The sequence below is a fragment of the Rhizobium sp. 007 genome, assembly GCF_015353075.1.
Classification (GTDB): domain Bacteria; phylum Pseudomonadota; class Alphaproteobacteria; order Rhizobiales; family Rhizobiaceae; genus Rhizobium.
Window position 1 is genome coordinate 1,235,094 of sequence record NZ_CP064187.1, and the last position, 26,931, is coordinate 1,262,024.

General features: G+C 61.2%; 22 protein-coding genes and 4 pseudogenes. 14 read left to right on the plus strand and 12 right to left on the minus strand.

Going from position 1 to position 26,931, the window contains the following annotated elements; all coding sequences use genetic code 11:
* Nucleotides 1-345: 345 nt before the first annotated feature.
* From ISN39_RS06155 to ada, 3 genes and pseudogenes are all read left to right on the plus strand, one after another.
* A complete protein-coding gene (locus tag ISN39_RS06155; protein WP_194729460.1) occupies nt 346-1,116 on the plus strand; it encodes an SDR family oxidoreductase in 771 nt (256 codons plus the stop codon).
* A 116-nt stretch (nt 1,117-1,232) separates the two neighbouring features.
* Nucleotides 1,233-1,503 (plus strand): annotated as a pseudogene (locus ISN39_RS06160) (ester cyclase); the annotation flags it as partial.
* Nucleotides 1,504-1,663: 160 nt separating this feature from the next.
* Nucleotides 1,664-2,752 carry a bifunctional DNA-binding transcriptional regulator/O6-methylguanine-DNA methyltransferase Ada gene (gene ada, locus ISN39_RS06165; RefSeq protein WP_246763283.1) on the plus strand — a complete coding sequence of 363 codons (1,089 nt, stop codon included), beginning with the start codon at nt 1,664-1,666 and terminating at the stop codon, nt 2,750-2,752.
* A 963-nt stretch (nt 2,753-3,715) separates the two neighbouring features.
* On the opposite strand, the pseudogene ISN39_RS06175 reads toward ada, so the two are convergent.
* Nucleotides 3,716-4,599, minus strand: a pseudogene (locus ISN39_RS06175) (LysR family transcriptional regulator).
* A gap of 188 nt (nt 4,600-4,787) precedes the next feature.
* On the opposite strand from ISN39_RS06175, the pseudogene ISN39_RS06180 reads away from it, so the two are divergent.
* The 3 genes and pseudogenes from ISN39_RS06180 (at nt 4,788) to ISN39_RS06190 (ending at nt 7,555) form a co-directional block, all read left to right on the plus strand.
* A pseudogene (locus ISN39_RS06180) lies at nt 4,788-5,919 on the plus strand (MFS transporter).
* 1 nt (nt 5,920) lies between these two features.
* Nucleotides 5,921-6,394, plus strand: a complete 474-nt coding sequence (locus ISN39_RS06185; protein ID WP_194729461.1) for a cyclophilin-like fold protein — start codon at nt 5,921-5,923, stop codon at nt 6,392-6,394.
* 48 nt (nt 6,395-6,442) lie between these two features.
* Nucleotides 6,443-7,555, plus strand: a complete 1,113-nt coding sequence (locus tag ISN39_RS06190; protein ID WP_194729462.1) for an alpha/beta hydrolase — start codon at nt 6,443-6,445, stop codon at nt 7,553-7,555.
* Between the two features lie 225 nt (nt 7,556-7,780).
* Here the strand turns inward: ISN39_RS06190 and ISN39_RS06195 are convergent, their stop codons facing one another.
* Both ISN39_RS06195 and ISN39_RS06200 read right to left on the minus strand, forming a co-directional pair.
* Nucleotides 7,781-8,131: a lysozyme inhibitor LprI family protein gene (locus ISN39_RS06195; protein WP_194729463.1), complete on the minus strand. Its 351-nt coding sequence runs from the start codon at nt 8,129-8,131 to the stop codon at nt 7,781-7,783.
* Nucleotides 8,132-8,161: 30 nt separating this feature from the next.
* Nucleotides 8,162-8,536, minus strand: a complete 375-nt coding sequence (locus tag ISN39_RS06200; RefSeq protein WP_194729464.1) for a YkvA family protein — start codon at nt 8,534-8,536, stop codon at nt 8,162-8,164.
* Nucleotides 8,537-8,653: 117 nt separating this feature from the next.
* Between ISN39_RS06200 and ISN39_RS06205 the strand changes: the two genes are divergently transcribed.
* A complete protein-coding gene (locus ISN39_RS06205; protein WP_074067614.1) occupies nt 8,654-10,057 on the plus strand; it encodes a DegQ family serine endoprotease in 1,404 nt (467 codons plus the stop codon).
* Nucleotides 10,054-11,370, plus strand: a complete 1,317-nt coding sequence (locus tag ISN39_RS06210; protein WP_074067616.1) for a replication-associated recombination protein A — start codon at nt 10,054-10,056, stop codon at nt 11,368-11,370. The genes ISN39_RS06205 and ISN39_RS06210 overlap by 4 nt, the downstream gene beginning before the upstream one ends.
* A gap of 17 nt (nt 11,371-11,387) precedes the next feature.
* On the opposite strand, the gene ISN39_RS06215 is transcribed toward ISN39_RS06210, so the two are convergent.
* The 4 genes from ISN39_RS06215 to ISN39_RS06230 form a co-directional block, all read right to left on the minus strand.
* The gene (locus ISN39_RS06215; RefSeq protein ID WP_194729465.1) at nt 11,388-11,693 is read right to left on the minus strand and encodes a DUF1883 domain-containing protein; all 306 of its coding nucleotides are present in this window, start codon (nt 11,691-11,693) and stop codon (nt 11,388-11,390) included.
* A gap of 142 nt (nt 11,694-11,835) precedes the next feature.
* Nucleotides 11,836-12,000 (minus strand): hypothetical protein, encoded by a 165-nt coding sequence (locus ISN39_RS06220; protein ID WP_194729466.1) that lies wholly within the window; start codon nt 11,998-12,000, stop codon nt 11,836-11,838.
* A 119-nt stretch (nt 12,001-12,119) separates the two neighbouring features.
* Nucleotides 12,120-13,118, minus strand: coding sequence for a 2-dehydropantoate 2-reductase (locus ISN39_RS06225; RefSeq protein WP_074067619.1), 999 nt, complete (start codon nt 13,116-13,118; stop codon nt 12,120-12,122).
* A gap of 101 nt (nt 13,119-13,219) precedes the next feature.
* Entirely contained in the window at nt 13,220-13,438 is a 219-nt protein-coding gene (locus tag ISN39_RS06230; protein ID WP_039844655.1) for a hypothetical protein, read from the minus strand.
* A 198-nt stretch (nt 13,439-13,636) separates the two neighbouring features.
* Between ISN39_RS06230 and ftsZ the strand changes: the two genes are divergently transcribed.
* Nucleotides 13,637-14,656 carry a cell division protein FtsZ gene (gene ftsZ, locus ISN39_RS06235; RefSeq protein WP_194730116.1) on the plus strand — a complete coding sequence of 340 codons (1,020 nt, stop codon included), beginning with the start codon at nt 13,637-13,639 and terminating at the stop codon, nt 14,654-14,656.
* A gap of 63 nt (nt 14,657-14,719) precedes the next feature.
* Here the strand turns inward: ftsZ and ISN39_RS06240 are convergent, their stop codons facing one another.
* A complete protein-coding gene (locus ISN39_RS06240; protein ID WP_194729467.1) occupies nt 14,720-15,565 on the minus strand; it encodes an oxidoreductase in 846 nt (281 codons plus the stop codon).
* Nucleotides 15,566-15,694: 129 nt separating this feature from the next.
* On the opposite strand from ISN39_RS06240, the gene ISN39_RS06245 reads away from it, so the two are divergent.
* Nucleotides 15,695-16,582, plus strand: coding sequence for a LysR family transcriptional regulator (locus tag ISN39_RS06245; RefSeq protein ID WP_194729468.1), 888 nt, complete (start codon nt 15,695-15,697; stop codon nt 16,580-16,582).
* 281 nt (nt 16,583-16,863) lie between these two features.
* Here ISN39_RS06245 and ISN39_RS06250 read toward each other — a convergent pair whose 3' ends face one another.
* From ISN39_RS06250 to ISN39_RS06260, 3 genes are all read right to left on the minus strand, one after another.
* Nucleotides 16,864-17,457 (minus strand): carboxymuconolactone decarboxylase family protein, encoded by a 594-nt coding sequence (locus ISN39_RS06250; RefSeq protein WP_074067625.1) that lies wholly within the window; start codon nt 17,455-17,457, stop codon nt 16,864-16,866.
* A 136-nt stretch (nt 17,458-17,593) separates the two neighbouring features.
* Nucleotides 17,594-19,981, minus strand: coding sequence for a phosphoketolase family protein (locus ISN39_RS06255; protein ID WP_194729469.1), 2,388 nt, complete (start codon nt 19,979-19,981; stop codon nt 17,594-17,596).
* A 68-nt stretch (nt 19,982-20,049) separates the two neighbouring features.
* Nucleotides 20,050-21,216 carry an acetate/propionate family kinase gene (locus ISN39_RS06260; protein WP_194729470.1) on the minus strand — a complete coding sequence of 389 codons (1,167 nt, stop codon included), beginning with the start codon at nt 21,214-21,216 and terminating at the stop codon, nt 20,050-20,052.
* A gap of 188 nt (nt 21,217-21,404) precedes the next feature.
* Here ISN39_RS06260 and ISN39_RS06265 point away from each other — a divergent pair, with 188 nt between their 5' ends.
* The 4 genes and pseudogenes from ISN39_RS06265 to ISN39_RS06280 all read left to right on the plus strand — a co-directional run bounded on the left by ISN39_RS06265 (nt 21,405) and on the right by ISN39_RS06280 (nt 24,268).
* On the plus strand, nt 21,405-22,064 hold the full coding sequence (locus ISN39_RS06265) for a phytochelatin synthase family protein (RefSeq protein ID WP_194729471.1): 660 nt from the start codon (nt 21,405-21,407) through the stop codon (nt 22,062-22,064).
* A gap of 74 nt (nt 22,065-22,138) precedes the next feature.
* Nucleotides 22,139-22,387 (plus strand): hypothetical protein, encoded by a 249-nt coding sequence (locus tag ISN39_RS06270; protein ID WP_194729472.1) that lies wholly within the window; start codon nt 22,139-22,141, stop codon nt 22,385-22,387.
* Between the two features lie 329 nt (nt 22,388-22,716).
* Nucleotides 22,717-23,406, plus strand: coding sequence for a gamma-glutamylcyclotransferase (locus tag ISN39_RS06275; RefSeq protein ID WP_194729473.1), 690 nt, complete (start codon nt 22,717-22,719; stop codon nt 23,404-23,406).
* A 50-nt stretch (nt 23,407-23,456) separates the two neighbouring features.
* Nucleotides 23,457-24,268 (plus strand): annotated as a pseudogene (locus tag ISN39_RS06280) (alpha/beta hydrolase).
* 1,075 nt (nt 24,269-25,343) lie between these two features.
* On the opposite strand, the gene ISN39_RS06285 reads toward ISN39_RS06280, so the two are convergent.
* Entirely contained in the window at nt 25,344-26,591 is a 1,248-nt protein-coding gene (locus tag ISN39_RS06285; protein WP_246763284.1) for an MFS transporter, read from the minus strand.
* Nucleotides 26,592-26,931: the final 340 nt, after the last annotated feature.

Sequence of the window (26,931 nt, forward strand, 5' to 3'; positions counted from 1 at the left end):
CCTGAAGGTGTGCTCTTTAGCTAATTCGTGCCTCGAAGCAGCTCGTCAGCTTCCGGCCCCCCCTCGAGCCATTTTCTCCCGTGCGGCCCTCAATCGGATGTCCGTAGCCGGGACGAACGTCTGGGCAAAACCGAGTAGGGCACTCGCAGGAGCATCACCACCGGCGATCCCTTTCCGCCACCCTTCCCGCCCGCGGCTCGCGCCGCGACGACGCTTGGTCAAGCACATTGCACAGACACTGGTGGGTGCCGACAAGTCATCTGATTGGAAAGCAACAAGCGGAGTGTCGCTGGAGATCCAAAGTGGCATCGTTCTTGAACAGAACTGATGACCAGGAGTTGGATTATGAACATACTTAAGGACAAAGTCGCCATCGTTACCGGAGCAAGTTCAGGTATCGGTTATGCGGCAGCGAAATTGTTCGCACAGGAAGGCGCCAAGGTCGTTGTGGCGGGACGCCGTAAGGTGGAACTCGATGCGCTTGTCGGCGAAATCGAGAAGGCCGGCGGACAAGCGGTCGCCGTTGCGGGCGACGTGAAGGACGAGGCGCACGCAAAGGCTTTGGTCGACACCGCGGTCAGCCAGTTTGGCGGGCTCGACATCGCGTTTAACAATGCCGGTTCGAGTGGCGAGATGGGCCCGGTGCCCGGCCTGTCGATCGCCGGCTGGCACGATACGATCGACACCAACCTGACCAGCGCCTTTCTTGGTGCAAAGTACCAGGTGCCCGCGATGATAGAACGTGGTGGCGGCTCCATCGTGTTCACCTCGAGTTTCGTCGGCAACACCGTCGGTTTTCCAGGCATGGGCGCCTATGCCGCCGCCAAGGCAGGGATAGTCGGCTTAACTCAGGTACTAGCTGCCGAGTTCGGGGGCGAGGGGATCCGGGCGAACGCGATCCTTCCAGGCGCTACCGATACGCCGGCCAATCACGCCAACCTGCCAGGCGCTCCGGAGGGCACTCGAGCCTTCATCGAGGGACTCCACGCGCTCAAGCGTCTTGGGCGGCCTGAGGAGATCGCCCAAGCCGCGCTCCATCTCGCGTCCGACGCATCGAGCTTCATCACGGGTGTCGCGCTCCTGGTGGACGGTGGCGTGTCGATTAACCGGACCTAGGCACTAGGAACGATCCCGCCGGGCGCAGCCAGTGCCTGGCGGATTGCTCGAACACCAGGACCAGCGGACATGCCGCCATCCGAAGGCCTCATCGAAACAACGGCAGCACATAAGGAATGCATCATTCGAAGGAACAGGATAACAAAGCCATCGTGGGACGATGGTTCGAGGGCTTCTGGGGCAACCCCTGGAATCCCGCCATTGTCGAAGAGCTCGCGGCGCCCGATATGCTCGTGCACTATTCGCTGCATGAGCCGCGCCGTGGCCGTGACGATATAAGGGCGTTCATGACCGACTTCCGCGAGGCGTTTCCCAAACCTCGTGTTTGGCGGCGCGGCCGACCTCATCGCCGAAGGCGACTATGTCGTTGGGCGTTGGGAAGGAGGTTTCTAACAACTTCGGCGTGACGCGACCGCGCTGATCGGCATCTGCGCTCGTATTCCGTCTTCACCGACCCTATTTCAATTCAAAAGCAAGAGCGGGAGTGCGGGTAGTGCCGGGGAGCATTAACTTGGGCCTTAGACAAAGAAGTCAGAAAGGGTCGATCATGAGCACGCCCGCGATGGAGAGATCGAATTCGGCTGCAGCTGCCAACGAACAGAACCCGCGGTGGGCGCGTGTTCTCGCCCGCGATCGGTCGATGGACGGCCAATTCTACTATTCCGTCGCAACCACTGGAATCTATTGTCGCCCGTCGTGTCCGTCGCGAACCGCCAACCCAAAGAACGTTCGCTTCCACGACAGCATCGCCGAAGCTGAGGCTGCAGGTTTCAGAGCCTGCAAGCGCTGCAAGCCCGACCAACCTTCGGCCGAGGTTCAGAACGCCGCAATCGTCGCGCGCGTCTGCCGGTTGATTGAGGAGGCCGAAGAGGTTCCACCGCTCGATGAGCTTGCCAAGGCGGTCGGCCTTAGCTCCGGCTATTTCCACCGCATGTTCAAGTCTATCACGGGCGTCACGCCCAAGGACTATGCTGGAGCCCGTCGCGCCGGTAAGGTCCGCGATGAGCTCGAGCGGAGCGAGACGGTGACCGCCGCGATCTACGACGCCGGATTCAATTCTAGCGGTCGCTTCTACGAGAAGTCGGACGAGATTCTCGGCATGACCCCGACCGACTATCGCGCCGGCGGCGCTAATGCCGAAATTCGCTTCGCGGTCGGCGAATGCTCGCTGGGCTCGATCCTGGTGGCAAAGAGCCAGAAAGGCGTCTGCGCAATCCTGTTGGGGGACGATCCGGACATGCTGGCTCGCGATCTGCAGGACCGCTTTCCCCGGGCATGCCTGGCGGGAGGCAACGTCGAGTTCGAGAATCTGGTGGCACGCGTGGTCGGCCTCGTCGAGGCCCCGAGGCTCGGCCTCGACCTTCCGCTCGACGTCCGGGGCACCGCGTTCCAGCAGCGCGTCTGGGCGGCGTTGCGCGAAATCCCGGCAGGCACGACCGCAACGTATACCGGCATCGCGAAAAGGATCGGCGCTCCCAAGTCTGTGCGCGCCGTGGCTGGAGCCTGCGCGGCGAATGCGCTGGCAGTAGCGATCCCCTGTCACCGAGTGGTGAAGAGCGACGGCGCGCTCTCCGGCTATCGCTGGGGTGTCGAGCGCAAGCGGGCCCTTATCGATCGCGAGGCCGCGACTGCCTGAGCGGCCATCGCCGTCACGACTGCTGCCATCACCAATCGCCCAGCCTTTCCTCGGTTCGAAAGCAAGGGTCGGAGTGCCGGTCCTTAAAGGGGATGCGAAAGTGCATCCTGACAAGAAATAGAGGACATCATCATGAACGCCATTCTCGATAGATCAACGTCCATCAGACCGCGGCGGACGATATCCGCTTCGCTTTCGCGACATTTTCGCTCGGTGCGCTACTTGTGGCGATCAGCGATAAGGGCGTCGCCGCTATCCTGATGGGTGACGACCGCGCGGCGCTCACCCGCGAGCTGACGAGCGCCTCCCCACTTACCCGCCTCGCCGCCGACGAGGCGGGACTGGAAAGCACGACGGCGACGATCGTAGCCTTCCTCGATGCACCGAATAACGGATTGGATCTCCCGCTCGATATTCGCGGCAACGGGCTGGAGCAGGCTGTCTGGCAGGCGCTACGCGCTGTGCCGTCGGCGAAACCATCACCTATAGCCAGATCGCCAAGACATTGCCGCTGCCTGCCACTGCCCAGGAGGTCGGCGCGGCCTGTGCGGCAAATATGCTCGCGGTTGCTATCCCCTGCCATCGAGTGGTCAAAGCGGACGGCTCGATCTCGGGCTATCGCTGGGGCGTGCAACGCAAGCGCAAGCTCATCAACCGAGAGGCTTGGCATGAGCACAGCAATGATGAGCACCGCAAGACAAGCCAATGAAGCGAGAGGGGTGGCGCAGAGGCGATCGATTGGCCAGCAGTCAGGTGGGGCGGACATGCCGAAGCTGTCTTTCGTGGAGGTGTGCGTCCAGGGATTTGGATCTCAGCGGAACGACCGCTTGTTGCCAACTTCACCTGACAGCCGACGGGCAGCTTCCGGCCCCGAAGCGGACATTTCAGATCAATGCATTCACCTACTGCTCTGCGCCGCCAGAAGGAGACGTCGGCCCGATCGCGGGTGAGAGGCTTTTCACCTCAAACTCGCAGCGCGTCGACGATGACCTTGAACGCAGGGGAATTCTGCCGCCTGCTAGGATAGTAGAGATAGTAACCCGGAAACATAGGCGACCAGTCGTCGAGGACCTGAACCAATCGTCCCGAAGCAATTTCGCTCGCAACAATGTTTTCGGGCAGATAGGCGATACCATATCCATTGGCCGCTGCATCGATCATTGCGTAGGAAGTGCTGAACGTGAGTTGTCCATCGACACGGACACGAAGCTCCTTCTCTCCCTTTTCGAACTCCCAGGTGTAAAGCCCTCCTGATCGGGACTGGCGATGATTGATGCAGTTATGCGCCACAAGCTCCTGCGGTGAACGGGGAGCGCGCCGCGTGGCAAAGTACGCTTCGGACCCCACTGCAACGAGACGCCAGTCCGGCCCGATCCGGACGGCGATCATGTCCTTGTCCACACTCTCGCCTAGTCTCACCCCCGCGTCGAACCGGTCTTCGACGATATTCCGGAAGGCGTTGTCCGTGTTGAGTTCGACCTTGATGTCCGGATAGTCCTTCAGGACCGGACACAGCTTGGGCCACACGACGCTTTCCAGTGCGTGATCGGACAGGGTGATCCTGACGGTACCGGATGGCGTGTCCCGGATTTCCATCAACTCGTCGATCTCCGACTCGATCTCCTCGATACGGGGAGCGAGCGAATGAGCCGCTCGCCCGCTTCCGTCGGCGAGACACTCCGTGTCGTGCGGGTGAGAAGCCGCAAACCCAGACGGGCTTCGAGATGTTTGATCGTGTGACTGAGTGTCGATTGCGAGGTGCCGAGCTTCGCGGCGGCCTTCGTAAAGCTGCGCTCCTCGGCGACGACCAGAAACCAGAGCATGTCGTTCAGGTCTTCCCTCTTCATGCACACCTCCGGATAATTTATGTCGCGGTCCGATAAGTCCATCCTAATTGCAACGGCTAATCACTGAAATGGGCCTGCTGTAGATTGCCCTCATGACACAGCAAACACTCGCACTCGATACCGACAGCAGCGCCGCCCTGGTCAGCGACAACCCCTCGCGACCCGTGTCCGGGTGCGGACATGTCCCCATGACCGCAGCCTGGGGAGCGGTTTTCTCCATGGCCCTTTGCGTCTCTGTGCTGATCGCATCCGAGTTCATGCCGGTCAGCCTGTTGTCGCCGATCGCGGCGGACCTGGGCGTGACCGAAGGCCATATGGGTCAGGCGATTTCGATCTCGGGCATCTTCGCTGTTGTCACCAGCCTGTTCATTTCGTCGGTCACGCGCAGACTGGACCGCCGTCTGGTGGTGATGTCTCTCACCCTATTACTGATCATTTCCGGAACGGTCGTCACGCTTGCGCCGAATTATGTGGTGCTGATGGTCGGCCGCACCCTGCTCGGTGTCGCCATCGGTGGCTTCTGGTCGATGTCGCCATCGTCATGCGCCTCGTACCCGAAGATGCAGTCCCGAAAGGTGTGGCGATGCTGAATGCGGGCAATGCCATCGCTGCGACGATTTCCGCGCCGCTGGGCAGCCTGCTCGGGTCCTCCATAGGCTGGCGCGGGGCCTTCTTCGCCGTGGTGCCGCTGGCCCTGCTCGCACTCGTCTGGCAGTGGATCAGCCTCCCATCCCTCCCGCCGCGCCGGAAGGAAGGCGCTTCGAACGTCCTGCGCTTGCTTGCGCGTCCGCAGGTCGCGATCGGAATGGCCTCCGTCATGCTGCTGTTCATGGGACAATTCGCGCTGTTCACCTATCTCCGCCCGTTCCTCGAAACCGTGACCCAGGTCCCGATCTCGACGCTCTCCCTTCTGCTGCTCCTGATGGGCCTGGCGGGCATCGTCGGCACTTACTGCGTCAGCGGTCTGCTTCAGACGCGGTTGTTCAGCATTCTGGGATCGATCCCGCTGGTGATGGCCGCAATCGCACTATGGCTGATCGCCTTCGGCACGTCATCGGTCGTGACCGCGACCCTCCTGATGGAACGGCCGCCCCGGTGGGCTGGGGAACATGGCTGAGCCGGACTATGCCTGACGACGCGGAAGCCGGAGGCGGTCTGCAGGTTGCCACTATCCAGCTTGCGATCACGATGGGTGCGTCCCTTGGCGGCCTTCTGTTCGACGCGGCGGGCTGGTGGACCACCTTCGTCCTTGCCGCCGTGCTTCTGACTGGCTCGTCTGTTCTTGCCACTGCGGCGTGGCGTTACAACCGGAGCATCTGACATGGTTTCGAATTCGACGACACTCAGCCGCCGTAGCGTTCTCGGGTCTATGATTGCAACGGCGGTTTTCCCGCCGCTGGCCCAAGGGCAACAGGGCAACGATCCAGCAAGCCAGGAGCCGTCCAAGGTGAAGATCAGGATGACGTTCAACGGTCAGACGATGACCGCAACCCTCTACGACAACGCGTCGGCCCGCGACTTCGCATCTATGCTGCCGCTCGATCTGAAGATCGAAGACTACTCGACCAACGAGAAGATCACCTACCTGCCGCGCAAACTGACAGAGGCAGGAAGCGGTCCGTTCAAAAACGAGCGTCCCGGCGACCTCTGCTATTTCGCCCCATGGGGCAACCTGGCGCTTTTCCATAGCGGCTACCGCTATTCATCCGGCCTGATCCGTCTTGGCCGTTTCGACGATGGCTTCGAGCCTTTGCTGATGCGCGGCGAGTTCCCGCTCCGCATCGAGAGGGTCTAACGACACCCGAGTTCGCTCCCCTTTTCCTCACCCTACGGAGACACGACGATGAACGAGAAGAACGAAATCAACGCCGCCCTTGGAATGCCCGCAGGCATCGACCGCCGCCAGCTTTTGAAAATGACCGGCGCAGGCATGGCTGCGGTCGGAGCTGCCTCTATGCTCGGCTTTTCGTCGGCAGTGGCGCAGGACATGTCCAATCGCGCGGCCAATTTCTATACCAGCGACAAGGTCACCATGCAGAAGGTGACGTTCCAGTCCCAGTACAAGACGATCGTCGCAGGCAGCCTGTTCACCCCGAAAGACCTCGATCGGAATGCAAAAACCCCCGCGATCGTCGTCGGGCATCCCATGGGAGCGGTCAAAGAGCAGAGCGCCAACCTCTATGCGACCAAGATGGCCGAGCAGGGCTTCGTAGCAATGTCCATCGACCTGCCGTTCTGGGGTGAAAGCGAAGGGGAAGCCCGCAACCTCGTCTCCCCCGACGTCTACGCCGAAGCGTTCAGCGCAGGGGTGGATTTCCTTGGTAGCCAAGACTACGTGGATCGCCAGCGTATCGGCGGTATCGGAATCTGCGGTAGCGGCAGCTTCATCATCAGCGCAGCCAAGATCGACCCTCGTATCCGGGCCATCGCTACGGTCAGCATGTACGATATGGGTGCGGCCTTCCGCGACGCTCTCAACCACTCGCAGACTTTAGAACAGCGCAAACAGTTTATCGCGATGGCGGCCGAACAGCGCTGGGCAGAGTTTGGCGGCGGGGAAACCCAGTATATCGGCGGGACGGTTCTAGAACTGACTGCCGACACCGATCCCGTCCAGCGCGAATTCTATGACTTCTACCGGACACCACGTGGTCAGTTCACGCCCGCTGGTGCGACAGTGCAGACGACAACGAAGCCGACGATGACCAGCAGCGTGAAGTTTATGAACTTCTATCCGTTCAACGATATCGAGACTGTTTCTCCCCGCCCGATGTTGTTCATCTCGGGCGATCAGGCTCATTCGAAAGAGTTCAGCCAGGACGCCTACAATCGTGCCGCCGAGCCGAAGGAACTGGTTTGGGTCAAGGGTGCCGGGCACGTCGACCTCTACGACCGCGTGGACCTCATTCCGTTCGACAAGCTGTCCACGTTCTTCGATCAACATCTCGCGGCGTGATCCAGCGTCTCTTCCGCGAGACGGTGGGAGGCCCGCAAAGAAAATCCGGGCCTCAGCCCGTTACGTGCTTTGCATGAAGCGCCGCTGGAAGACCCATTCGTCACCTTCTCTAAATGGCGCACAACTAGGCGGACCGCAAAGCTTATGCTGGCCTTTAGATAGTGCGGCGCAGCGCGTGCGGTCTTGACCCAGGTGCGGGCTCTGATCGAGAGTTGACAGGCACGGCTATAGCGGCCGGTTGATGTTCTTGTAGGTCTCGCCGAGCTGTTTCATTCGCTCGTCATAGGCGGCCTTGATGCAGGCGGCATCAGCCCTGCATTCCTGCCGCTTCTTCAGCCAGGCCGTTTGCTCGTCCTGCAGCGTGCCGCGCGAGCCCATGGCGAGCAGGCCTGAAAGAAGATCGAACGTCGTCGTCATCTTCACGTCGGCATCATTGAGCGCGCGGTTGTCGCAGATCACCTTTTCGTCCGGCTTCAGCTCCTTTGCATCGCAGTCGAAGCTCGCGGCCTGGGCGGCGCCAGAGCTCAAACATGCTGCGGACAAGGCAAGTATGGCAAGGGTGAGGGAACGTTTCATGCAAATCTTCCTGCTTCAGAAAGTAGCGTTTCAAAGGAATGCCAGTACCAGAAAGATGAAGCAGCAAGTCCAGACGGCAAGGACGAAAAGGAGCCCCGCTCTGCTACTGGCCGGACGGCTGGCGCGCAATGCGGCCTCCTTTCGGAGTTCGGCCATGATCTCCGGCGGGACGAGCTTGACGGCCAGCAAAATGCCGAGCGGCACGATGACGAGGTCGTCGAGATAGCCGAGGACGGGCACGAAATCCGGGATCAGATCGATAGGTGAAAGCGCATAGGCCGCCACTGCTGCAGCCGTTGCTTTTGCAAGCCACGGAACGCGTGGGTCGCGGGCGGCAAGCCATAATGCGGCAATGTCACACCTCAGTGACTTCGCCCATGTTTTCGCTTTTGATATCAGTTCCATGCCGCAAGTTCCTCACGTGCTTTCAAACCTGCCTTATTCCTTCATGCTTCCGCCCTCTTTCCTTTCTAGCGTCCAGCGCTACAACACTTTCTCAATACGAATTCAGAAGGGATTCCAATGCAAGGCCTGTTGAAACGCGCTTCCATTTCGCTCTTTGCGCTGGTCGTCGCTTTGCCGTTCGGCGCAGATGCGCAGGACGCGAAGGCGGTGCCGCAAAGCCAGGCGCAACTGCAGCTTTCCTTCGCGCCGCTCGTCAAGCAGACGTCGGGCGCCGTGGTGAATGTCTACGCAGAGAAGATCATCCAGCGCCAATCTCCCTTTGCAGGCGACCCTTTCTTCGAGCAGTTCTTCGGCCAGCAGATGCCGAATCGCACAGAAAAGCAATCCTCGCTCGGCTCTGGCGTCATCGTTGAAGCAAACGGCACAGTGGTGACGAATAATCACGTCATCGAGGGTGCGGACGACATCAAGGTGGCGCTGTCGGACGGCCGCGAGTTCCCGTGCAAGGTCGTGCTGCGTGACGACCGGCTCGATCTCGCGGTGCTGAAGATCGAAACCAAGGCGAGCTTCCCGACGCTGGCGATCGGCAATTCGGATGCCGTCGAGGTTGGCGATCTCGTGCTTGCGATCGGCAATCCCTTCGGCGTCGGCCAGACGGTGACGAGCGGCATCGTTTCGGCGCTTGCGCGCAACCAGGTTGTCAAGAACGAGTTCGGCTTCTTCATCCAGACCGACGCGTCGATCAATCCCGGCAATTCGGGGGGTGCGCTGATGAACATGAAGGGTGAACTGATCGGCATCAATACGGCGATCTTCTCGCGCGGCGGCGGCTCGAACGGTATTGGCTTCGCAATCCCCGCCAACCTGGTGAAGGTGTTCCTGGCATCGGCCGACGCTGGCGTGAAGTCGTTCGAACGCCCCTATGTCGGTGCCACCTTCGACGCGGTGACCTCCGAGGTTGCAGAAGCGCTCGGTCTCGACAAGGCACGCGGCGCGCTGATCGTGAAAGTGACGGAAGGCGGTCCTGCATCCAAGGCGGGTCTGAGAGCCGGCGAGATCGTCACGGCGGTGAACGGCGTTCCGGTCGAACATCCCGACGCGCTTCTCTATCGCCTGACGACGGCGGGCCTCGGCAGCTCCGTCAACCTGACCGTGGCCGAGAATGGCGGCGAACAGCAGGTGGCGCTGAAGCTCGACCGGGCGCCGGAAACCTCGCCGCGCGACCAGCGCACGATTGGCGGGCGCACGCCCTTCACCGGTACTGTCGTCGAGAACCTGTCGCCGCGCGTCGCTGACGAGCTGCGCATGCCGACGGAATCGACGGGTGTCGTCGTTGCCGATGTGAAGGATGGCTCGCCTGCAGCGCGTCTCGGCTTCGAGCCGAAGGACATCATCGTTTCGATCAATGGCGCACCGGTACAGACAACGGAGGAGCTGGAACAGATGGCCGACGCGGACCCGGGTTTCTGGCGCGTCGAGATCGAGCGCGAGGGCCAGCGGATAAGGCAGTTCTTCCGATGAGCGACGATCTCTTCGCACCGCGTGTTCCAGAGGAGGTCGCCAACAGGCGGCCTCTCGCCGATCGGCTCCGGCCACAGACGATTGCCGAAGTCACCGGCCAGGAACACCTGACGGGCGAAGACGGCGTGTTGCGCCGGATGATCGCAAGCGGTTCGCTCGGCTCCATGATCTTCTGGGGACCGCCCGGCACCGGCAAGACGACCGTTGCCCGCCTGCTTTCCGGTGAAGCGGGCCTAGCCTTCGAACAGATCTCGGCGATCTTCTCCGGCGTCGCCGACCTCAAGAAGGCTTTCGACGCCGCGCGCCTGCGCCGCATGGACGGTCGCCAGACGCTGCTTTTCGTCGACGAAATCCACCGCTTCAACCGTGCCCAGCAGGATAGCTTCCTGCCGGTCATGGAAGACGGCACCATCATCCTCGTCGGTGCCACCACAGAGAATCCGTCCTTCGAACTCAATGCCGCTCTCTTGTCTCGCGCCCGCGTGCTGACCTTCAAATCGCATGATGAAGAAAGCCTGGAAGAACTGCTGAAGCGCGCCGAGACAGCCGAAGGCAAGGCGCTGCCGCTGACGGCGGATGCACGCGCCAGCCTCTTGCGCATGGCAGACGGCGACGGCCGTGCCGTACTGACACTTGCCGAGGAGGTCTGGCGCGCCGTCCGCGACGGTGAGACGTTCGATACCGAAGCGCTTACGCGCATCGTGCAGCGCCGTGCCCCGGTCTATGACAAGGCACAGGACGGCCACTACAATCTCATCTCCGCGCTGCATAAGTCCGTGCGCGGCTCCGATCCGGATGCAGCGCTCTACTATCTCGCCCGCATGTTCGATGCCGGCGAGGACCCGCTCTATCTCGGGCGGCGGCTGGTGCGCATGGCGGTGGAGGATATCGGCCTTGCCGATCCGCAGGCGCTGGTCATCTGCAATGCCGCCAAGGACGCCTATGATTACCTTGGGTCACCGGAAGGTGAATTGGCGTTCGCGCAGGCCTGCGTCTATCTGGCGACCGCCCCGAAATCCAATGCCGTCTACACCGCTTTCAAGGCCGCCACGCAGGCGGCAAAAGAGAACGGCTCGCTGCTGCCGCCGAAGCATATCCTGAACGCGCCGACCAAGCTGATGAAGGGCGAAGGTTACGGCGAGGGCTATCGCTACGACCACGACGAGCCCGACGCCTTTTCGGGCCAGGATTATTTTCCGGAGAAGATGGGCCGCCAGACCTTCTACGATCCGCCGGAGCGCGGCTTCGAGCGCGATATCCGCAAGCGGCTCGAATATTGGGCGAAGCTCAGAAAAGAGCGCAATCCGCGCTAGTTGCGATCCGGTGACTTTTATGACGCGTGCTTCTGCCCCGCCGGCGCGGCAATCACCTTCACTGCGGAACCGGCAAGCCCGTGATGGCCTTCCATGTCCACGATCAGATGCCAGTGGCCGCTTTCGGGAACGGCGAGCCTGATGGGCGATTTTTTGGCAACTCCGCCAATATACTTGAAATCGAGAACCTCGGTGAAGCGCTGATAGTTCGGCGCCGTCATCAGCCGCACATTGTTCACCGCATTCAGTGTCACCTCGACAACGGTTCCGGCGCGCTGCTCGTGAAGATCATAATGGGTAAAGCGGAAGTTCGGTTTCGGCATCGGTCTTTGCGGATTAAATGTCTATTGCCGCTAATGTTAGGGGACGCCGGTTAAGGAAGAGTTGGGCTGCGCGAGGGTGTGAAGCGCCGGACGCTTCCCGCTCTGGGACAGCGGGAGCAGTCAGTGCTTCGGGTATCTTACCTCACGACAACTGCCAGAGATTGGCGATGACGACGTAGAGTTCGACAAAGGCAAGCACGATGCCGAAGATCATCAGGATTTGCGCCGTGTGGCGTTCGCGCATATGGCGCGCTCCGGTCTTGTGGCGCGAAGGAGGAAACGAAAAGGGCGGAAACATCAGACGCATGGCGTTTCACCTTTTTCATGATGCCAAAGGCTACCGCCGATGCGGATAGGAAATCCATTCGCGCTCACGGGTGAAGATATAAGAATGTCATAAAGACGCCTGGCAGGTGCCGGAACAGTCTACCGCTGGTTCTCCCGATCGAGCTGCGAGACCAGCGCGAATACCGTTTCGGAGACCGGCGTCGGCACCGACACAAGCCGTCCCAGCGTGACGATCATGCCGGTGAGGGGCACGATTTCGAGCGGCTTTCCGGCCAAAAGATCCTGCAGCATCGAGGTGCGCACTGCGCCTACGTGCCGTGATTGCTCGAGCCGCTCTTCGATGGTGCTGTCAAAGCGGGCGCCAAGCGCGCGGCCGACGGTGCGCACTTCGGTCATCACCTTGCCGACGGTTTCGGCAAGCGCCGGATTGGCCATGATGTCGGTCATCAGGGCTCGCGTCAGGGCGCTGATCGGATTGAAGGCGGCGTTGCCAGTAAGCTTGTTCCAAATTTCGTCGCGGATGCGCTGCGTGGCCGTAATACTGAGGCCGGCGCGGGAGAAGAGCGCGGCAATCGCTTCGAGATCGGCGGATGGTTCACCGGACGGCTCGCCCAGGATGAAGCGGCCATCGTTCGAGAGCTTCACCTGGCCGGGATTGATCACTTCCGCGCCCTGATAGGCAACGCAGCCGATGACACGTTGCGGACCGATCAGGCGCCAGAGCCGGCCGCCCGGATCGAGTTCCTCCAACTGCAGTTCGGCATGCGGGCTTTGCCTGTCGCGGTGAAAATACCACCACGGAATGCCGTTCAGGATCATGACGACACGCGTGCCGTCCTTCAGCAGGTTGGCGATGCCTTCGGCTGCCGGGCCAAGCTGATGGCCCTTAAGGCCCGTAACGATCAGATCCTGCGGCGGAAGCGCCGATGGATCATCCGTTGCGGTGATACGGGCGTTGACCGGCGTCTCGGAGCCGGCTTCGAAGAGGTCAAGGCCATTCTTCCTCATCGCATCGAGATGGGCGCCTCGCGCCACCACGGAGATCGTCGCTCCGGTGCCGAGTCCGGCTGCAAGCTTCACCGCCATGGCACCGCCAAGCGCGCCGGCGCCATAGATACAGATAGTCCTGAAAGGCATTAGGAAGGCTCCGCGATCATTGCTGTCGCGCTAGACTTAGGACGCACTCGCGGGATGGCGAGCGAACTTATCGCTTCATGAACCGATTTTTGACGCCCGTATTAATGGGACGTGACGTCCGCAACAAGCTCATTGCGGCGGAGCTCATCGATCGCGGCAACCGCGTCCTCTGCCGACCATCCGGCGCGGACGGCAGCGGCGATCATCTTCACCTCCACCTCCTGTTCCAGAGCCAGAAAGAGCGGTTCCAGCGCTTCCTGGACTGTCAGAATATGCTCGCGCGGCGAGGCGATAGTCTGGCTTGCGGCTGACAAAGGCATCTCAGCAGTTCTCCTCCGGCAAATTATTCATGAATCAATTCAACTATGCCACCAGGAAAAAAGTTCCATGGGGTATTTCAGAAGGCATACGGCTTGTTCTTTCGCCCTGCCTCTGCCTTGTTGCTCGCTTAGCCTGACACTCGATTCGGTTTGCCGCAACGAGGGCGGGGACGAGAGATGGCATCAAAGGAGAATATGATGACGGACGCCAAGAGCGGGATTTCGGGATTGCGGCCGCGGATCACGGTGATCGGCGTTGGCGGCGGCGGCGGCAATGCGATCAACAACATGATCTCCGAAAATCTGGAAGGTGTCGATTTCATCGCCGCCAATACGGATGCTCAGGTGCTGGCAACGTCCAAGGCGTCGCGCCGCATCCAGCTCGGCGCGCACGTGACCGAGGGGCTCGGTGCCGGATCGCTGCCGGAAGTCGGCCGTGCAGCGGCCGAAGAATCGATCGACGAGATCATGGATCACCTGGCAGGCTCGCATATGTGCTTCGTCACCGCCGGCATGGGCGGTGGCACGGGCACGGGTGCTGCGCCGGTGATTGCGCATGCGGCACGCTCCGCCGGCATCCTGACGGTCGGCGTCGTCACTAAGCCCTTCACCTTCGAGGGCAACCGGCGCCTGAGGACGGCGGATATCGGCATCGAGGCGCTGCGCCAGGCGGCCGACACCGTAATCGTCATTCCGAACCAGAACCTTTTCCGCATCGCCGATGCGAAGACCACCTTCGCCGACGCCTTCATGACCGCCGACCGCGTACTCTTTGCCGGTGTCGGCTGCATCACCGACCTGATCGTCAAGGAAGGCCTGATCAATCTCGACTTCGCCGACGTCAAATCGGTGATGCGCGGCATGGGCCGGGCGATGATGGGGACCGGTGAGTCATCCGGCGACGAGCGCGCGCTGAAGGCGGCCGAAGCGGCGATCGCCAATCCCTTGCTCGACGACATCTCGATGAAGGGCGCCAAGGGCGTTCTGATCTCGATTTCCGGCGGTTCGGACATGACGCTCTTCGAAGTGGACGAGGCCGCAAGCCGCATCCGCGACGAGGTGCAGGACGACGCCGACATCGTCGTCGGCGCGATCTTCGACCGCAATCTCGACGGCAAGTTCCGCGTGTCCGTCGTCGCAACGGGCCTCGACGCTGAGCTCTCCACATCGGCACCGGATGCCGTCGCTCAGCAGATCCATACGCGCACGCTTCAATAAGACGCAATTTCGCTCCGCCCTCGGCTTTTCCGCAGGCGGAGCGAAGTTACTGGCAGCAGCCCGTCAAGCGGCGGCGTCTGTTTGAAAATCCGTCGAGACGGCGAGTTCGCGCCATTCGGCAAGCTCTTTGGCAACGCTCGCATTCTGCTCCTCGATCTTCGCGACTGTATCGCTGCCGAAGGGCATGCGGAGCGGCGGGCTTGCCGCGTTCGCAAGGGTGATGATGCCGGCTGCGAGCCTTGCCGGGTCGCCCGGCTGGGCATGGTTTGCATCGGCTGCGAAATCGCGCATGTTGCCGGCCGGCGTGCCGATATAGTCCGGGATCGAGGCCGGGCTGACCGCCAGCGAGTTGTCGGCGAGGAAATCTGTGCGGAAGAAGCCGGGCTCGACGATCGTCACCTTGATGCCGAAGGGCTCGAGTTCGGCGGCCAGGGATTCCGACAGGCCTTCGACGGCGAACTTGGTCGAACCATAGACGCCCCAGCCGGGATAGCCGAAATAGCCGCCGATCGAGGAAAAGTTCAAGATGTGTCCCGAACGCTGGCGACGCATATAGGGCAGGACGGCACGGGTGACCTTCAGGAGGCCGAAGACATTGGTGGCGTAAAGCCTTTCGACTTCCTCGGCGGTTGCTTCCTCCACGGCGCCGAGCAGGCCGTAACCCGCATTGTTAGCGAGGACGTCGATGCGGCCGAAGCGTTCGACGGCTGTTGCCGCGGCCTCCTTCGCTTGTCCCTCATTGGTGACGTCAAGGGCGACGGCGACAAGGTTCGGGTGGTCGCCGAACTTGTCGGTGACGCTCTTCGGATTGCGGGCTGTGGCGACGACCGCATCGCCGGCTGCAAGCGCTTCCTTCGTCATCAGCGCGCCGAAGCCGCGGGATGCACCAGTGATGAACCAGACTTTCATGACACGTTCCTTTCAAGCTCTAGGATTTTTGGGTGTCCGCATCTCTGTGCCGACGGGAGGAATTTGACCGAAAATGCGCTGCTGTATAAGATTTGTTATTATCGAAACTATGATGAGTGAAATTCAGCAATGCGCGCCACCGAGCTTTCCGAACTGGCAGCTTTTGCCGCCGTTGCCCGGCACCGGAGCTTCAGAAAGGCGGGCGAGGAGAGGGGCGTCACGGCCTCCGCCGTCAGCCATGCGGTTCTCAATCTCGAGGACAGGATCGGCGTCCGGCTTTTGAATCGCACGACGCGCAGCGTCTCGCTGACGGAGGCGGGCGAACTCCTGAAGTCGCATCTCGATCCGGCCTTCGGTGAGATCACTGCAGCGCTCGATGCGCTGAACCGGTTTCGTGACACGCCCTTCGGCAAGGTCAGGATCAACGTTCCGAATTCGATCGCGCCTTTCGTGATCGGCCGGGTGATCGGCCCGCTGCTCGAAAAGAATCCGAACCTGCAGCTCGAAATCAGCGCCACGGACCGCCTGATCGATATTGTCGAAGAAGGTTTCGATGGCGGGATAAGGTTTGGGGAGCGGGTGACGGAAGGCATGATCGCCTTGCGCATCAAGCCGCGGCTGCGCCTGGTGGTCGTCGGTTCGCCCGCCTATTTCAAACGGCGGCCGAAGCCGGTGACACCGCACGACCTGAAGCGCCATCTCTGTATCCAGAACATGTTCCCCTCCGGCGCGCGTTACCCATGGGATTTCGAGAAGGACGGGCAGGCGATTACCTTCCACCCGGCCGGCCCGCTTTCGCTCGACGACCACGAACTGATGACCCAAGCAGCCCTTGGCGGCGTGGCGCTCGCCTATGTCTGGGAAGATCGCGTGGAGAAGATGATCGCGGCCGGCGAACTCATCCAGGTGCTCGACGACTGGTGCCAGCCGGAAGAGCCGCTCTACCTCTACTACCCCAGCCGGCGCCACATGCCGGCGGGGTTCAGGGCAGTGATCGAAGCGATGAAGGCGGAATAGCGCTAGGCGTTCTGGGTTCTGGGGGCACCTCATGCCGCGGTGACCTCATCAAGTCAGCTGGCGAGAGGAGCGAGCGGCGGCTCATGCGCGCAGCCCTCAATGGTGCCGGCGCGTCTGCCCCGCCGATTCGAGGGCTTTTCCTCGTAATCCGATGTTGGCCAGGTGCTGCAATTGCGGCACCAATGCCAAGTGTCTTTGCCCTTGCTTTTCCGATATGCCATGTCCGCCCTCCCGTAGATTGGCGCAAGGAGGTAAAGCGGCAGGGCGATTTTCAGGTTGCCTCAGGTGAGCCCCGTGACCGGGCGGCCGACGGTGAGTGCCTTGCGGAGATTGGGGTCGAGCCGTTCGGCATAGACATGGTCCGGTGCCGCACCCAGTGCATCCAGCATCTTCGAGAAGAAGCAGCGGGCTGCCGCCGCCGCGGTGATGTCGAAGATCTCGGCATCGGTGAGCTGGTGCTTTTTCAACCCGTCGACATCTTGCTGCGTCACCGAGGTCGCGTCGCGCACCACTTTGGCGGCAAAGGCCATGACGGCGCGCTCGACGGCATCGATCGGCGCCTTTTCCGTCTCGTTCGCCACGGCCGCCAGCCCGTCATTGGTGAAGCCCTCGCGCAACAGCACGGAACCGTGCGCCAGCATGCAATACGAGGACTTGAGTTCCTTTGCCGCCGCCAGCGTCACCAGCTCGTAGCGCCTGGGGCTCATATGACTGCGGATGCTCGAAAGCAGGGCACCCCAGTTCTCCATCACCTCGGGCCGGTGCCCGAAGGTGCGGTACATGTTTGGCAGATAGCCGTAGTTCGACTCGGCGGACGCGTACATGGACGCGGTCTTCTCGCTGGCGGATGCGTCGGGGGTGTGGATGAAGGGCATGGCTTGATCCTCCTCTATGATGCATGAAGGATAGGCGGAAAAACGCGGACGGCAATCTGCGGGACGGTCTTTGTGCGCGCCGGCGTGCTTGGAGTTAGGCGGAGCCTCGAAATGGCAGGGTCGGCCGCCGCCCGGCTCATGACGCCGGCCATTTCCAGTTTCTGACCTCGGGCATGTCCTCGCCATATTCCCGGACGTAGGCGTGGTGTTCGACGAGTTTCACATGCAGCCGGTCGAGAACGTCCGGCACCTTCTCCTTCAATCCCGGCACGCGCTCGATGGCTTCGATGGCGAGATGGAAGCGGTCGAGCTCGTTCAGCACCGTCATGTCGAAAGGCGTCGTAGTCGTTCCTTCCTCGATGAAACCGCGCACGTGAATGTTTTCGTGGTTTGTGCGTTTGTAGGTCAGCCGGTGGATGAGATAGGGATAGCCGTGATAGGCGAAGATCACCGGCTTGTCCTTTGTGAAGATGCGGTCGAATTCACCGTGCTCCAGGCCGTGCGGATGCTGCTCCTTGGCCTGCAGCGCCAAAAGGTCGACGACGTTGACGACGCGCATTTTCAGATCGGGGATCATCTCGCGAAGGAGGCTGACGGCGGCAAGCGTTTCCATCGTCGGCACGTCGCCGGCGCAGGCCATGATCACGTCGGGCGCGATCGTGTTATCCTCGTTGCTGGCCCATTCCCAGATGCCGATCCCGGCCTTGCAGTGCTCGATCGCCTCATCCATCGGCAGATATTGCGGCTCCGGCTGCTTGCCTGCGACGATGACGTTGACGCGGTCGTAGGTCTTCAGGCAATGGTCGCCGACCCAGAGCAGTGTGTTGGCATCCGGCGGCAGGTAGATGCGCACAATATCGGCCTTCTTGTTGGCGACGAGATCGACGAAGCCCGGATCCTGATGGGAAAAGCCGTTGTGATCCTGCCGCCAGACATGCGAGGTGAGCAGGTAGTTGAGGGAGGATATCGGCTTTCGCCACGCCAGTTCGCGGGTGACCTTCAGCCATTTGGCGTGCTGGTTGAACATCGAGTCGACGATGTGGATGAAGGCTTCGTAGCACGACAACAGGCCGTGCCGTCCGGTCAGAAGGTAGCCCTCCAGCCAGCCCTGGCAGAGATGTTCGCTCAGGACCTCCATGACGCGGCCGTCGCGGGAAAGATGCACGTCATAGGGCTCGATGTTCTCCATCCAGACGCGGTCCGTCGCCTCGAAGACGCTGCCGAGGCGGTTCGATTCCGTTTCGTCGGGGCCGAAGATGCGGAAATTCGCATTCTTGGCATTGAGCTTCAGCACATCGCGCAGGTACTGACCGAAAATCTCGGTCGATTGCACGGCCTTGCTGCCACGGTCCCCGATCTTGATCTCGTAATCGCAGATATCGGGGACGGAGAGCTCCTTGCGCAACAGGCCGCCATTGGCGTGCGGGTTGGCCCCCATCCGGCGGTTGCCCTCGGGCGCCAGCGCCTGCAGGTCGTCCTTCAGGCGTCCGTCCGTATCGAACAAGTTTTCCGGCTCGTAGCTGCGCATCCAGTCTTCGAGGATCTTCCGGTGGCCGTCGTCGCCGCGGCAGTTGGAGACCGGCACCTGATGGGCGCGCCAGAAGCCCTCGACCTTCTTGCCGTCGACTTCCTTGGGCCCCGTCCAGCCTTTCGGGCTGCGAAGCACGATCATCGGCCAGCGCGTCATGCCGGCGACGCCTGAGCGCGCTTGCGCCTGGATGTCCCTGATTCGGTCGAACACTGCGTCGAAGGCGGCCGCCATCTTGCTGTGCATGTCGGCCGGCTCGTGTCCCTCGACGAAGAAGGGCTGGTGGCCATATCCCTGGAAGAGATCGCGCAGATCATCGTTGCTGGCGCGGGCAAGAATCGTGGGGTTGGCGATCTTGTAGCCGTTGAGATGCAGGATCGGCAGCACCGCGCCGTCGCGGGCAGGGTTCAGGAACTTGTTCGAATGCCAGCTGGCTGCAAGCGGGCCGGTTTCGGCCTCGCCGTCGCCGACGACACAGGCGACGGTCAGCTCCGGATTGTCGAAGGCGGCGCCATAGGCGTGGACGAGGGCATAGCCGAGCTCGCCGCCTTCATGGATCGAGCCGGGCGTTTCGGGTGCTGCATGGCTTGGAATACCGCCGGGAAAGGAAAACTGGCGGAAGAGCTTGCGCATGCCGTCCGCATCCTCGGAAATATCCGGATAGATCTCGCTATAGGTGCCTTCGAGGTAGGTGTTGGCGACCATGCCCGGCCCGCCATGGCCGGGTCCGCACATATAGATGATGTCGAGGTCGCGGGCACGGATCATCCGGTTGAGGTGCACATAGATGAAGTTCAGTCCCGGCGTCGTGCCCCAGTGGCCGAGGAGACGGGGCTTGATATGCTCGGGCTTCAGCGGTTCGCGCAAAAGCGGGTTATCCAAGAGGTAGATCTGGCCGACGGAGAGATAATTGGCGGCCCGCCAGTAGCGGTCGAGCAAAGCGAGGTCGGCGTCGGAAAGCGTGGAAGGGACGGTGTTCGAGGCGTGCTGTTCCATGGATTCACCTTCGAAACGTGTTCAGGTTCAACTCTAGCGGCTTGCGCCGGGCCGGTTCTTGATCTGGATCACCCCGCACGGAGAATAGCGAGCGCCTCGTCGGCGATAACCTGCTCCTCGTCCGTGGGGATGACGAGCGCGGCAATCCTGCTGTCCGGCGTGCTGATGACCGTCATGTTGGCCTCGTTCCCGCCATCATCGAGACGAAGGCCCATCCAGCGGAGATGGGCGGCGACGCGGCGCCTGATTTCCGGCTGGTTTTCGCCGATGCCGGCGGTGAAAACGATCGCGTCCAGGCCGCCCAGCGTCACCGACATGCGGCCGATCTCGCTGGCGATGCGGAAGCAGAAGAGATCGATGGCCTGGGCAGCTTCCGGCCGCTTGTCCTTCAGAAGATCCCGAGTATCCCCGCTGATGCCGGAGACGCCCAGCATGCCGCAGGCATGATAGAGGAAGTGTTCCAGCTCGCTGGGATCGCGCGTTCCCTTCCGCATGAGATAGAGGAGGGCGCCTGGATCGAGCGACCCCGGCCGCGTTGCCATCGGGATGCCGTCAAGGGCCGAGAACCCCATGCTGCAATCGCGGCTGATGCCGCCCTGCAGGGCGCAAAGGCTGGCTCCGCTGCCGAGATGGGCGGCCACGACCTTTCCGCCGGTCACCTCCGGCGCCTGCCGCTTGAGCGCGCCGGCGATGAATTTGTAAGACAGGCCGTGGAAGCCGTAGCGGCGCACGCCTTCGTCATGCAGCGATCGCGGGATCGCCATGCGCCGGACGAGATCGTCCTGCGTCGCGTGGAAGGCGGTGTCGAACGATGCCGTCTGCAGAATGTCGGGTCGCAGATCCTGCAGCGCGCGGATCACCCGCAGCGCCTGTGGCTGGTGCAGTGGGGCAAGCGGAACCATCGCCTCGATCTCGCAGATCGTCTGCGCGTCAAGCGCTGCGGCCTCACGAAACCGAAGGCCGCCATGGACGACGCGATGGGAGGCGAGCTTCAGGGAGCCGGGTGGCAGTTGAGCCAGCAGGTGATCCAGTGTGCCTTCGATGACCTCGGCAAACCGCTCGCCATTATCGCCCGAAAGCGGGCGCTCGAAGCTGTCGTCCCCCAGCGAATAGCGCAGGACGAGCGCGCTGTCGTCGAAGTCGATCTTTCCCTTGCCGATCGGCCGGGCGGCGCCTGTGCCGGCATCGAAGATGCCGATCTTGAGCGCAAGAAGAAGCCCGCCGGAGCGGGCCAAGGTTGGGAGGTCTTCCCAGGGGAACTGGAGTCACCGCCTGATGTTAGGCTACTGCGGGCAAAAATTGAAGTACGTTCGGCAAATTTCCGCGCATTTGGGCAGCCACGGCTTGCCTGCCTCTAGTGTCTCGTTGCTGTTGCGGCTGCTCTGAAGTATCGTCTGGTGCTCATCGACCTCGAGGTTCGGCGATGAAGCGCGGGTGGATTTCCGGTTTGATTGCTGGCGTCGGCCTGTCGGCCGCAGCCGCGCTATATGTCATCAGCCCGTCCAAAGTTTCGCCTGATCAGATCCAGGCCTCGGTCACCCAAGCGCCGGATCTGATGAACCGCGCCTGGGTGCTCCCGGCAGCCGCCACTTTCAAGTCGAACGTCACATGGCAATCGAACGGTTCGCGTTGCGGCCCGGCGAGCGTGGCAAATGTGTTCCGATCGATCGGCGAGGAGGAGACGACGGAAGCCGAGGTCCTCGACGGCACTGGAAAATGCTGGACAGGCGTCTGCATCATGGGGCTGACGCTTGATGAGCTTGCCGAAGTCGCAAAGGCACAGACCACAAGGGACGTTTCGGTCCTTCGCGATCTTACGAGCGAGGCGTTTCACGAGCATATGAGGCGAGCCAACGATCCCGGCCGCCGCTACATCATCAATTTCAGCCGTGAGATGATTTTTGGCGCTGGCGTCGGCCACCACTCGCCAATTGGCGGCTATCTGGAAACCGAAGACATGGTGTTCGTTCTCGATGTGAACGAAGACTTCAAGCCCTGGCTGATCGAGCGCGAGCGCCTTTTTTCTGCGATGGACACCATGGACGGCGACAAAAAACGAGGCCTGTTACTGATCGACGAATAGCGTTGTCCGGAGGCGTCATCATCTCGTCATCTTTAAGAGCGACCGTTTGGGATGGACGAGCTTGAGAGGCTTCCATGGATCACCGCCTCAACCATTACATAGAGATCACCAGCCGTATCAGATCGGGCAGGAGGTTTTGCGAGTTCATTGCATCCGGCGGAACGGTATGGGACCAGCCGGCCGGATCTCCATGGCGCAATGTGACGATCGAGGTGATGGAGCGGGAGCGGCGGAACGTGGAGGAGCTGGAACGCATCAGGCTTAGGCTCTATCCCGATCTGGCCGCCGAAGACGTGTCGCCGCCGCTCTACAAGAGCCACTGACAGCTATCGCATTTCGCCTTACACGAGTCGGTCCTGCTGAATGCGCCAGCTATGGTTCGGCTACGGAAAACAGGCTCGAAAATCTCGTTGGAGGGACTACTCCGCCAGCTTCCCGGAAAATGAAGTCGAGAGCTGACGCCTACCAGCTCCTTGGCGTCCTAAGGAGGCAAACACTATTGACCTCAATCCAACTTGAGTTCGAGTGTAACCCCCATCGTGAACCTGGAGGTGAAAGATGCTTATGCTTACTGACGAAGCGTTAACTGGCGACACGGGCTTTGCTTGGAAGTATCATTCGTCAGCAATAGTTCCTTCAGCGGTATGATCTCATGCGAACCCGTCAAATAGCGCTCACGCCAGAGCATCTGGCTCAGGTTCATTGCATCTTGAAGGATCCTGGTCCGGACCCAACTTGGACCTATCACGCCGACCAAGACTATAAGGCCATCGTGCAGGGCCTGCTGGCCTCGCGCCCTGGCGGGCCGGACGCGTGGCTCTTTGCCTACGGCTCCCTGATCTGGAAACCTGAGCTCGTCCATGTTGAGGCACGCCGCGCTACGGCCCGAGGGTGGCACCGCTCCTTCTGCTTCCGGATCGAGCGGTTCCGGGGCACCAAGCACAAGCCGGGACTGATGATGTCGCTCGACCGGGGCGGCCAATGTCGGGGCGTCGTCTTCAGACTGCCGCCGGACGATCTGGAAAGCCAGTTGGACAAGCTGGTGCGGCGTGAGATCACGGTGAAGCCGCCCAACAACATCCCGCGCTGGGTCACCGTCGAAACGGATAAGGGATCGCTGCGCGCCATCGCCTTCGTGATGAACCGGCAGTCGCGCTTCTACACGGGCAGACTGCCACCTGAGGAGGTTGCCGACGTGTTGGCGGAAGCTTGCGGCCACTGGGGTTCCGGCGCCGAGTATCTCCACAACACAGTGGCGCATCTCGAGGAGCAAGGCATCCGCGATCGCAACCTTTGGCGCTTGCAGGCTCTGGTTGCGGAGCGGATCAGACCCAATGCATAGTTTGGCGCCTTGGGCCGAATGAAATGAAGGCTACGCGGGGTCATGCTGCCGTGAGCGCCACAAGACTGCTACTGATCCTGCCGCTGATGGCGGCTTTCGTCTACTTGGCCCTTGTAGGCCTGGTGTATTTTTCTCAGCGTGCTCTCCTCTTTCCCGGTGCGAGCGCCACACGTACTCCAGAGCGTGCGCGCTGGGGCGAGAACGTATATATCCAGACGCCCGACGGAGAGGGCTTCATGGACTCTACAGCCAGGGCGAATTCGACAAGCCCTGCGTGCTGCTCTTTTTCGGAAACGGTGACCTCGTCGACAATTACGGCTTTCTCGCGCGGGCGCTGGCCGCGCGAGGCGTTGGAATGCTGGCCATTTCCTACCGCGGCTATCCGGAATCGATGGGCTCGCCGAGCGAGGAGGGGCTGCTGACCGACGGCATCGCCGCGTTGGACTGGCTTTCAGTACGCTCCAAAAGCAAGATCATTGTGCTAGGCCGGTCGCTTGGCACCGGCGTCGCGGTGAACACGGCCGGGCAGAGGCCGGCCTTCGGCGTCATCCTGGTGTCCCCATACCTTTCGGTTCTGTCAGTGGCGCAGACGCATTATCCGTTCTTTCCGGTTGCGCTTCTTATCAAGGACCCGTTCCGTTCAGACCTCAAGATCGCGAAGGTGAGACAACCGAAGCTGTTCATCCACGGTCGACGTGACGATAGCATTCCCTTATCTTCGGGCGAGGCGTTATACCGCATCGCTCCCGAACCCAAGCAAATGCTGATCTGCGACGGCTCGGGTCACAACGACATTTTTAACGACAGCATGGTGGGCGACGTGATCCGCTTCATCGAGACGCTGAGAAGAGACGTCCCCTAGACCTGTGACCATTTGAAATTACGGCAATGACTATTTGAAAGCCAAGTAGTGACGGGAAACTCGATGTCCCATCACAAGCCCGCTGGCCGACAATCGGTCCCAAGAGCCCGGCACGACCCAGGGCTCTTTTACACGGGATCAATCCTTCCCCGCGTTGTCGACCCTACGGATCAGTTTCCGCTCATTTCGGCGATCTTGTCGAGACCGGCTTTGTAAATGCCGCTGATGACGTCCTTGGCCTCGCTATCGGCTTCCCGATAGCGACGCATGCCCGAAGACCAGTCCGCCGTGCGAAATAGCAACGCCCCTATTGGCGCAAGAGAGCAATGACGAGCTACCTTGGCGAGTGACTGCTTACCCACCCTTCTCGGACCTTCCCTGCGTGATCTTTGGTTTCAATCCGTTGATTTCTGAGCGCTCCACTTTCTGCATCTCACAGCAGAGGCTCAGATGCTCAAGATACAGCCCGCACTGAAATTCTTGCCCGGCGGCCACGCAGACGGGGTCAGAGGCGGCTGCCAGTCGGACAAGCAGCAAGATTGTTGCCCGTTTCCAAACGAAAGCGAACTGGCTGGTTGATCGGAGTTTAGGACGAAGCTGTCGTCAATCCGAACGATAGTTCATTCTTCTACCTAGACGACTGAATGAACGCACCGGTACCGATCGAAATGCTCCGTCGTGCAGACGGCAACATCGCTTCGCAGACAAGGACCGCCGCTGGTCTTATGAATGGACCATGAAAGTGTCCATACCAAGCCGCTGGCTGACGCTGCGTGCGAAGCAGCTAGCGTAATGGCCTCCTGTTCGGAATCCTTCAATTGCCCAAGGATCAATCCGCACAGCACCCCAAGCTGTCCGGCCACATACTAGGGGCGACCGACGCTGCCAACCACTCTGCCCAAGCCAGACCAAGCTCGTCATCCTCCGATGGTGCGATGCTTCTGCTAACAAGACCGATGACCTCGCCTGCAGAATTGAAGTCCGGTCCCCCCGACATCCCCGACGGCCAATTATCCGGCCAACGGCGCGCGTCCCTGGCATGAAGCTAATGGATCGGTTGAGGCGGTCGATGTCGTCAGCGCTCCTCTGGCGGACGATGCTTCCGGAACATGAAGAGCAGCAGGAGGTCATAGACGATCTTCAATGCCGCTGCGGCGACGAGGGGCCAGCCGAAACTGGAAACGGACATCAGCCAGCCTGCAAGAAGGGGACTCGACGCTGCCGCCAGGCTCCGTGGAACGGCCGTGACGCTTGCCGCCGCCGCCCGTTCGCCGGGGGTGACGATCGCCATGACGTAGGAGGTGCGGGTCGGAACGTCCATCTGCGACAGGGCGCTTCGTATCAGAAGCAGGACGATCGTCGTCGCAAGGTCCGGAACAAAGGGGATTAGCAGAAGACAAACGCTTGAAGGCAGGTGCGTGAAGACCATTGTGTTCACGAGCCCAATTCGGTTGGAGAGGCGGACCGCGACCAGATAGGAGGCGGCCGAAAAAACTCCGGACCAGAAGAAGATCGCTCCTGTCGCTGCAAGAGATAATCCGAAGCGATGATAAAGCCATAGGGCCAGAAGCGACTGCACGATCAGGCCGCCGGCAAAGGCGTCAAGGCTGAAGAGGGTGGCGAGCGTCAGGACCAGCGTCCTCGACTTTTGAAGCGGCTGAGCCGGGGATGTGTTGACGTCGGCCTGATCACGCGGCACGCGCCGATACACCAGAAACGACGCAAGTCCCACGGCGGTGTAGAGCAGGAACACCGGCTGCAAGGCCTGCCCGACGCTAAGTCCCATCACGGTCTGGAGAAGCTCTGGAAGTCCCGCAGCGAGTGCACCGAAAGCACCAAAAAGCGAGCCGATCAGGCTGTAGCGCGCGAACATTGCGGTGCGATCCCTGTCGGAGACACTATGGGCGAGCTTGGCATGCTCCAGAGGCAGGAAGACGCTCACGTCGCCGGAAGACGGATTCAGCGTTCCGACGAAGGCCACGATCACCAGGGGCCAGAAGTCCTTCACAAAGAAAAATGCGAGACCCGTCAGCATCATCAGCATCGCGGCTGACAGTAGCATCCGGCGCTGGGAGAAATGATGCGAGAGCATGCCCACGGACAGGGTGAGGATGGCCGACCCGGCGAGCGTCGCCGTGGTCAGCACACCTACCTCGAACAGATCGAAGCCGATGGATGCGAGGTAGATCGGTAACGAAAGGCTGACGAGGCCGTCCGCAAACGCGCGCATTCCGCGCGATGCAAGAAGACGACCGGCGGTCGGGTCCGCACTCGCCGGTAGCGAGACAAGAAAGTACGCTCGTTTCGGCAAAGACGCTGTCACGATCTGATCCTTCCAAGCGCCGTAGCGTCGACGCCCAGCTTCACCTCGACGGCTGACGTGTCCAGGAGCCAAGCTTGAAGCGTATGCGTTCGTGTCCACGACTCAGCCCATATCTGCCGATGAACGCGACGCTATCGCATTTAGATTTTTCCAGAATTCGGTAGCAAATGCCACGAGCTATTTTGAGGTTGGCCGCTTCGAGCCACATCCAGTACTTGAATATTGATGCCACGAAGGTCCCGTCACGACCCCAAGCAGACCTGAAGGAACCTTTAGCCGGACCTCCTCTAGTCTCGCCTGAACCCGAGGCGTAGGATGCACCAGACCTTTAGGCGGGGGA

What these genes read in the sequence shown, in the direction of transcription:
- ISN39_RS06225 (WP_074067619.1), bottom strand. Translation starts at nt 13,118, where the DNA reads ATGCCTTTCAGGACTATCTGTATCTATGGCGCCGGCGCGCTTGGCGGT.
- ISN39_RS06210 (WP_074067616.1), top strand. Translation starts at nt 10,054, where the DNA reads ATGAGCGACGATCTCTTCGCACCGCGTGTTCCAGAGGAGGTCGCCAAC.
- ISN39_RS06240 (WP_194729467.1), bottom strand. Translation starts at nt 15,565, where the DNA reads ATGAAAGTCTGGTTCATCACTGGTGCATCCCGCGGCTTCGGCGCGCTG.
- ISN39_RS06255 (WP_194729469.1), bottom strand. Translation starts at nt 19,981, where the DNA reads ATGGAACAGCACGCCTCGAACACCGTCCCTTCCACGCTTTCCGACGCC.
- ISN39_RS06250 (WP_074067625.1), bottom strand. Translation starts at nt 17,457, where the DNA reads ATGCCCTTCATCCACACCCCCGACGCATCCGCCAGCGAGAAGACCGCG.
- ISN39_RS06205 (WP_074067614.1), top strand. Translation starts at nt 8,654, where the DNA reads ATGCAAGGCCTGTTGAAACGCGCTTCCATTTCGCTCTTTGCGCTGGTC.
- ISN39_RS06190 (WP_194729462.1), top strand. Translation starts at nt 6,443, where the DNA reads ATGAACGAGAAGAACGAAATCAACGCCGCCCTTGGAATGCCCGCAGGC.
- ftsZ (WP_194730116.1), top strand. Translation starts at nt 13,637, where the DNA reads ATGACGGACGCCAAGAGCGGGATTTCGGGATTGCGGCCGCGGATCACG.
- ISN39_RS06195 (WP_194729463.1), bottom strand. Translation starts at nt 8,131, where the DNA reads ATGAAACGTTCCCTCACCCTTGCCATACTTGCCTTGTCCGCAGCATGT.
- ISN39_RS06270 (WP_194729472.1), top strand. Translation starts at nt 22,139, where the DNA reads ATGGATCACCGCCTCAACCATTACATAGAGATCACCAGCCGTATCAGA.
- ISN39_RS06265 (WP_194729471.1), top strand. Translation starts at nt 21,405, where the DNA reads ATGAAGCGCGGGTGGATTTCCGGTTTGATTGCTGGCGTCGGCCTGTCG.
- ISN39_RS06155 (WP_194729460.1), top strand. Translation starts at nt 346, where the DNA reads ATGAACATACTTAAGGACAAAGTCGCCATCGTTACCGGAGCAAGTTCA.
- ISN39_RS06200 (WP_194729464.1), bottom strand. Translation starts at nt 8,536, where the DNA reads ATGGAACTGATATCAAAAGCGAAAACATGGGCGAAGTCACTGAGGTGT.
- ISN39_RS06245 (WP_194729468.1), top strand. Translation starts at nt 15,695, where the DNA reads ATGCGCGCCACCGAGCTTTCCGAACTGGCAGCTTTTGCCGCCGTTGCC.
- ISN39_RS06230 (WP_039844655.1), bottom strand. Translation starts at nt 13,438, where the DNA reads ATGCCTTTGTCAGCCGCAAGCCAGACTATCGCCTCGCCGCGCGAGCAT.
- ada (WP_246763283.1), top strand. Translation starts at nt 1,664, where the DNA reads ATGAGCACGCCCGCGATGGAGAGATCGAATTCGGCTGCAGCTGCCAAC.
- ISN39_RS06220 (WP_194729466.1), bottom strand. Translation starts at nt 12,000, where the DNA reads ATGCGTCTGATGTTTCCGCCCTTTTCGTTTCCTCCTTCGCGCCACAAG.
- ISN39_RS06185 (WP_194729461.1), top strand. Translation starts at nt 5,921, where the DNA reads ATGGTTTCGAATTCGACGACACTCAGCCGCCGTAGCGTTCTCGGGTCT.
- ISN39_RS06275 (WP_194729473.1), top strand. Translation starts at nt 22,717, where the DNA reads ATGCGAACCCGTCAAATAGCGCTCACGCCAGAGCATCTGGCTCAGGTT.
- ISN39_RS06215 (WP_194729465.1), bottom strand. Translation starts at nt 11,693, where the DNA reads ATGCCGAAACCGAACTTCCGCTTTACCCATTATGATCTTCACGAGCAG.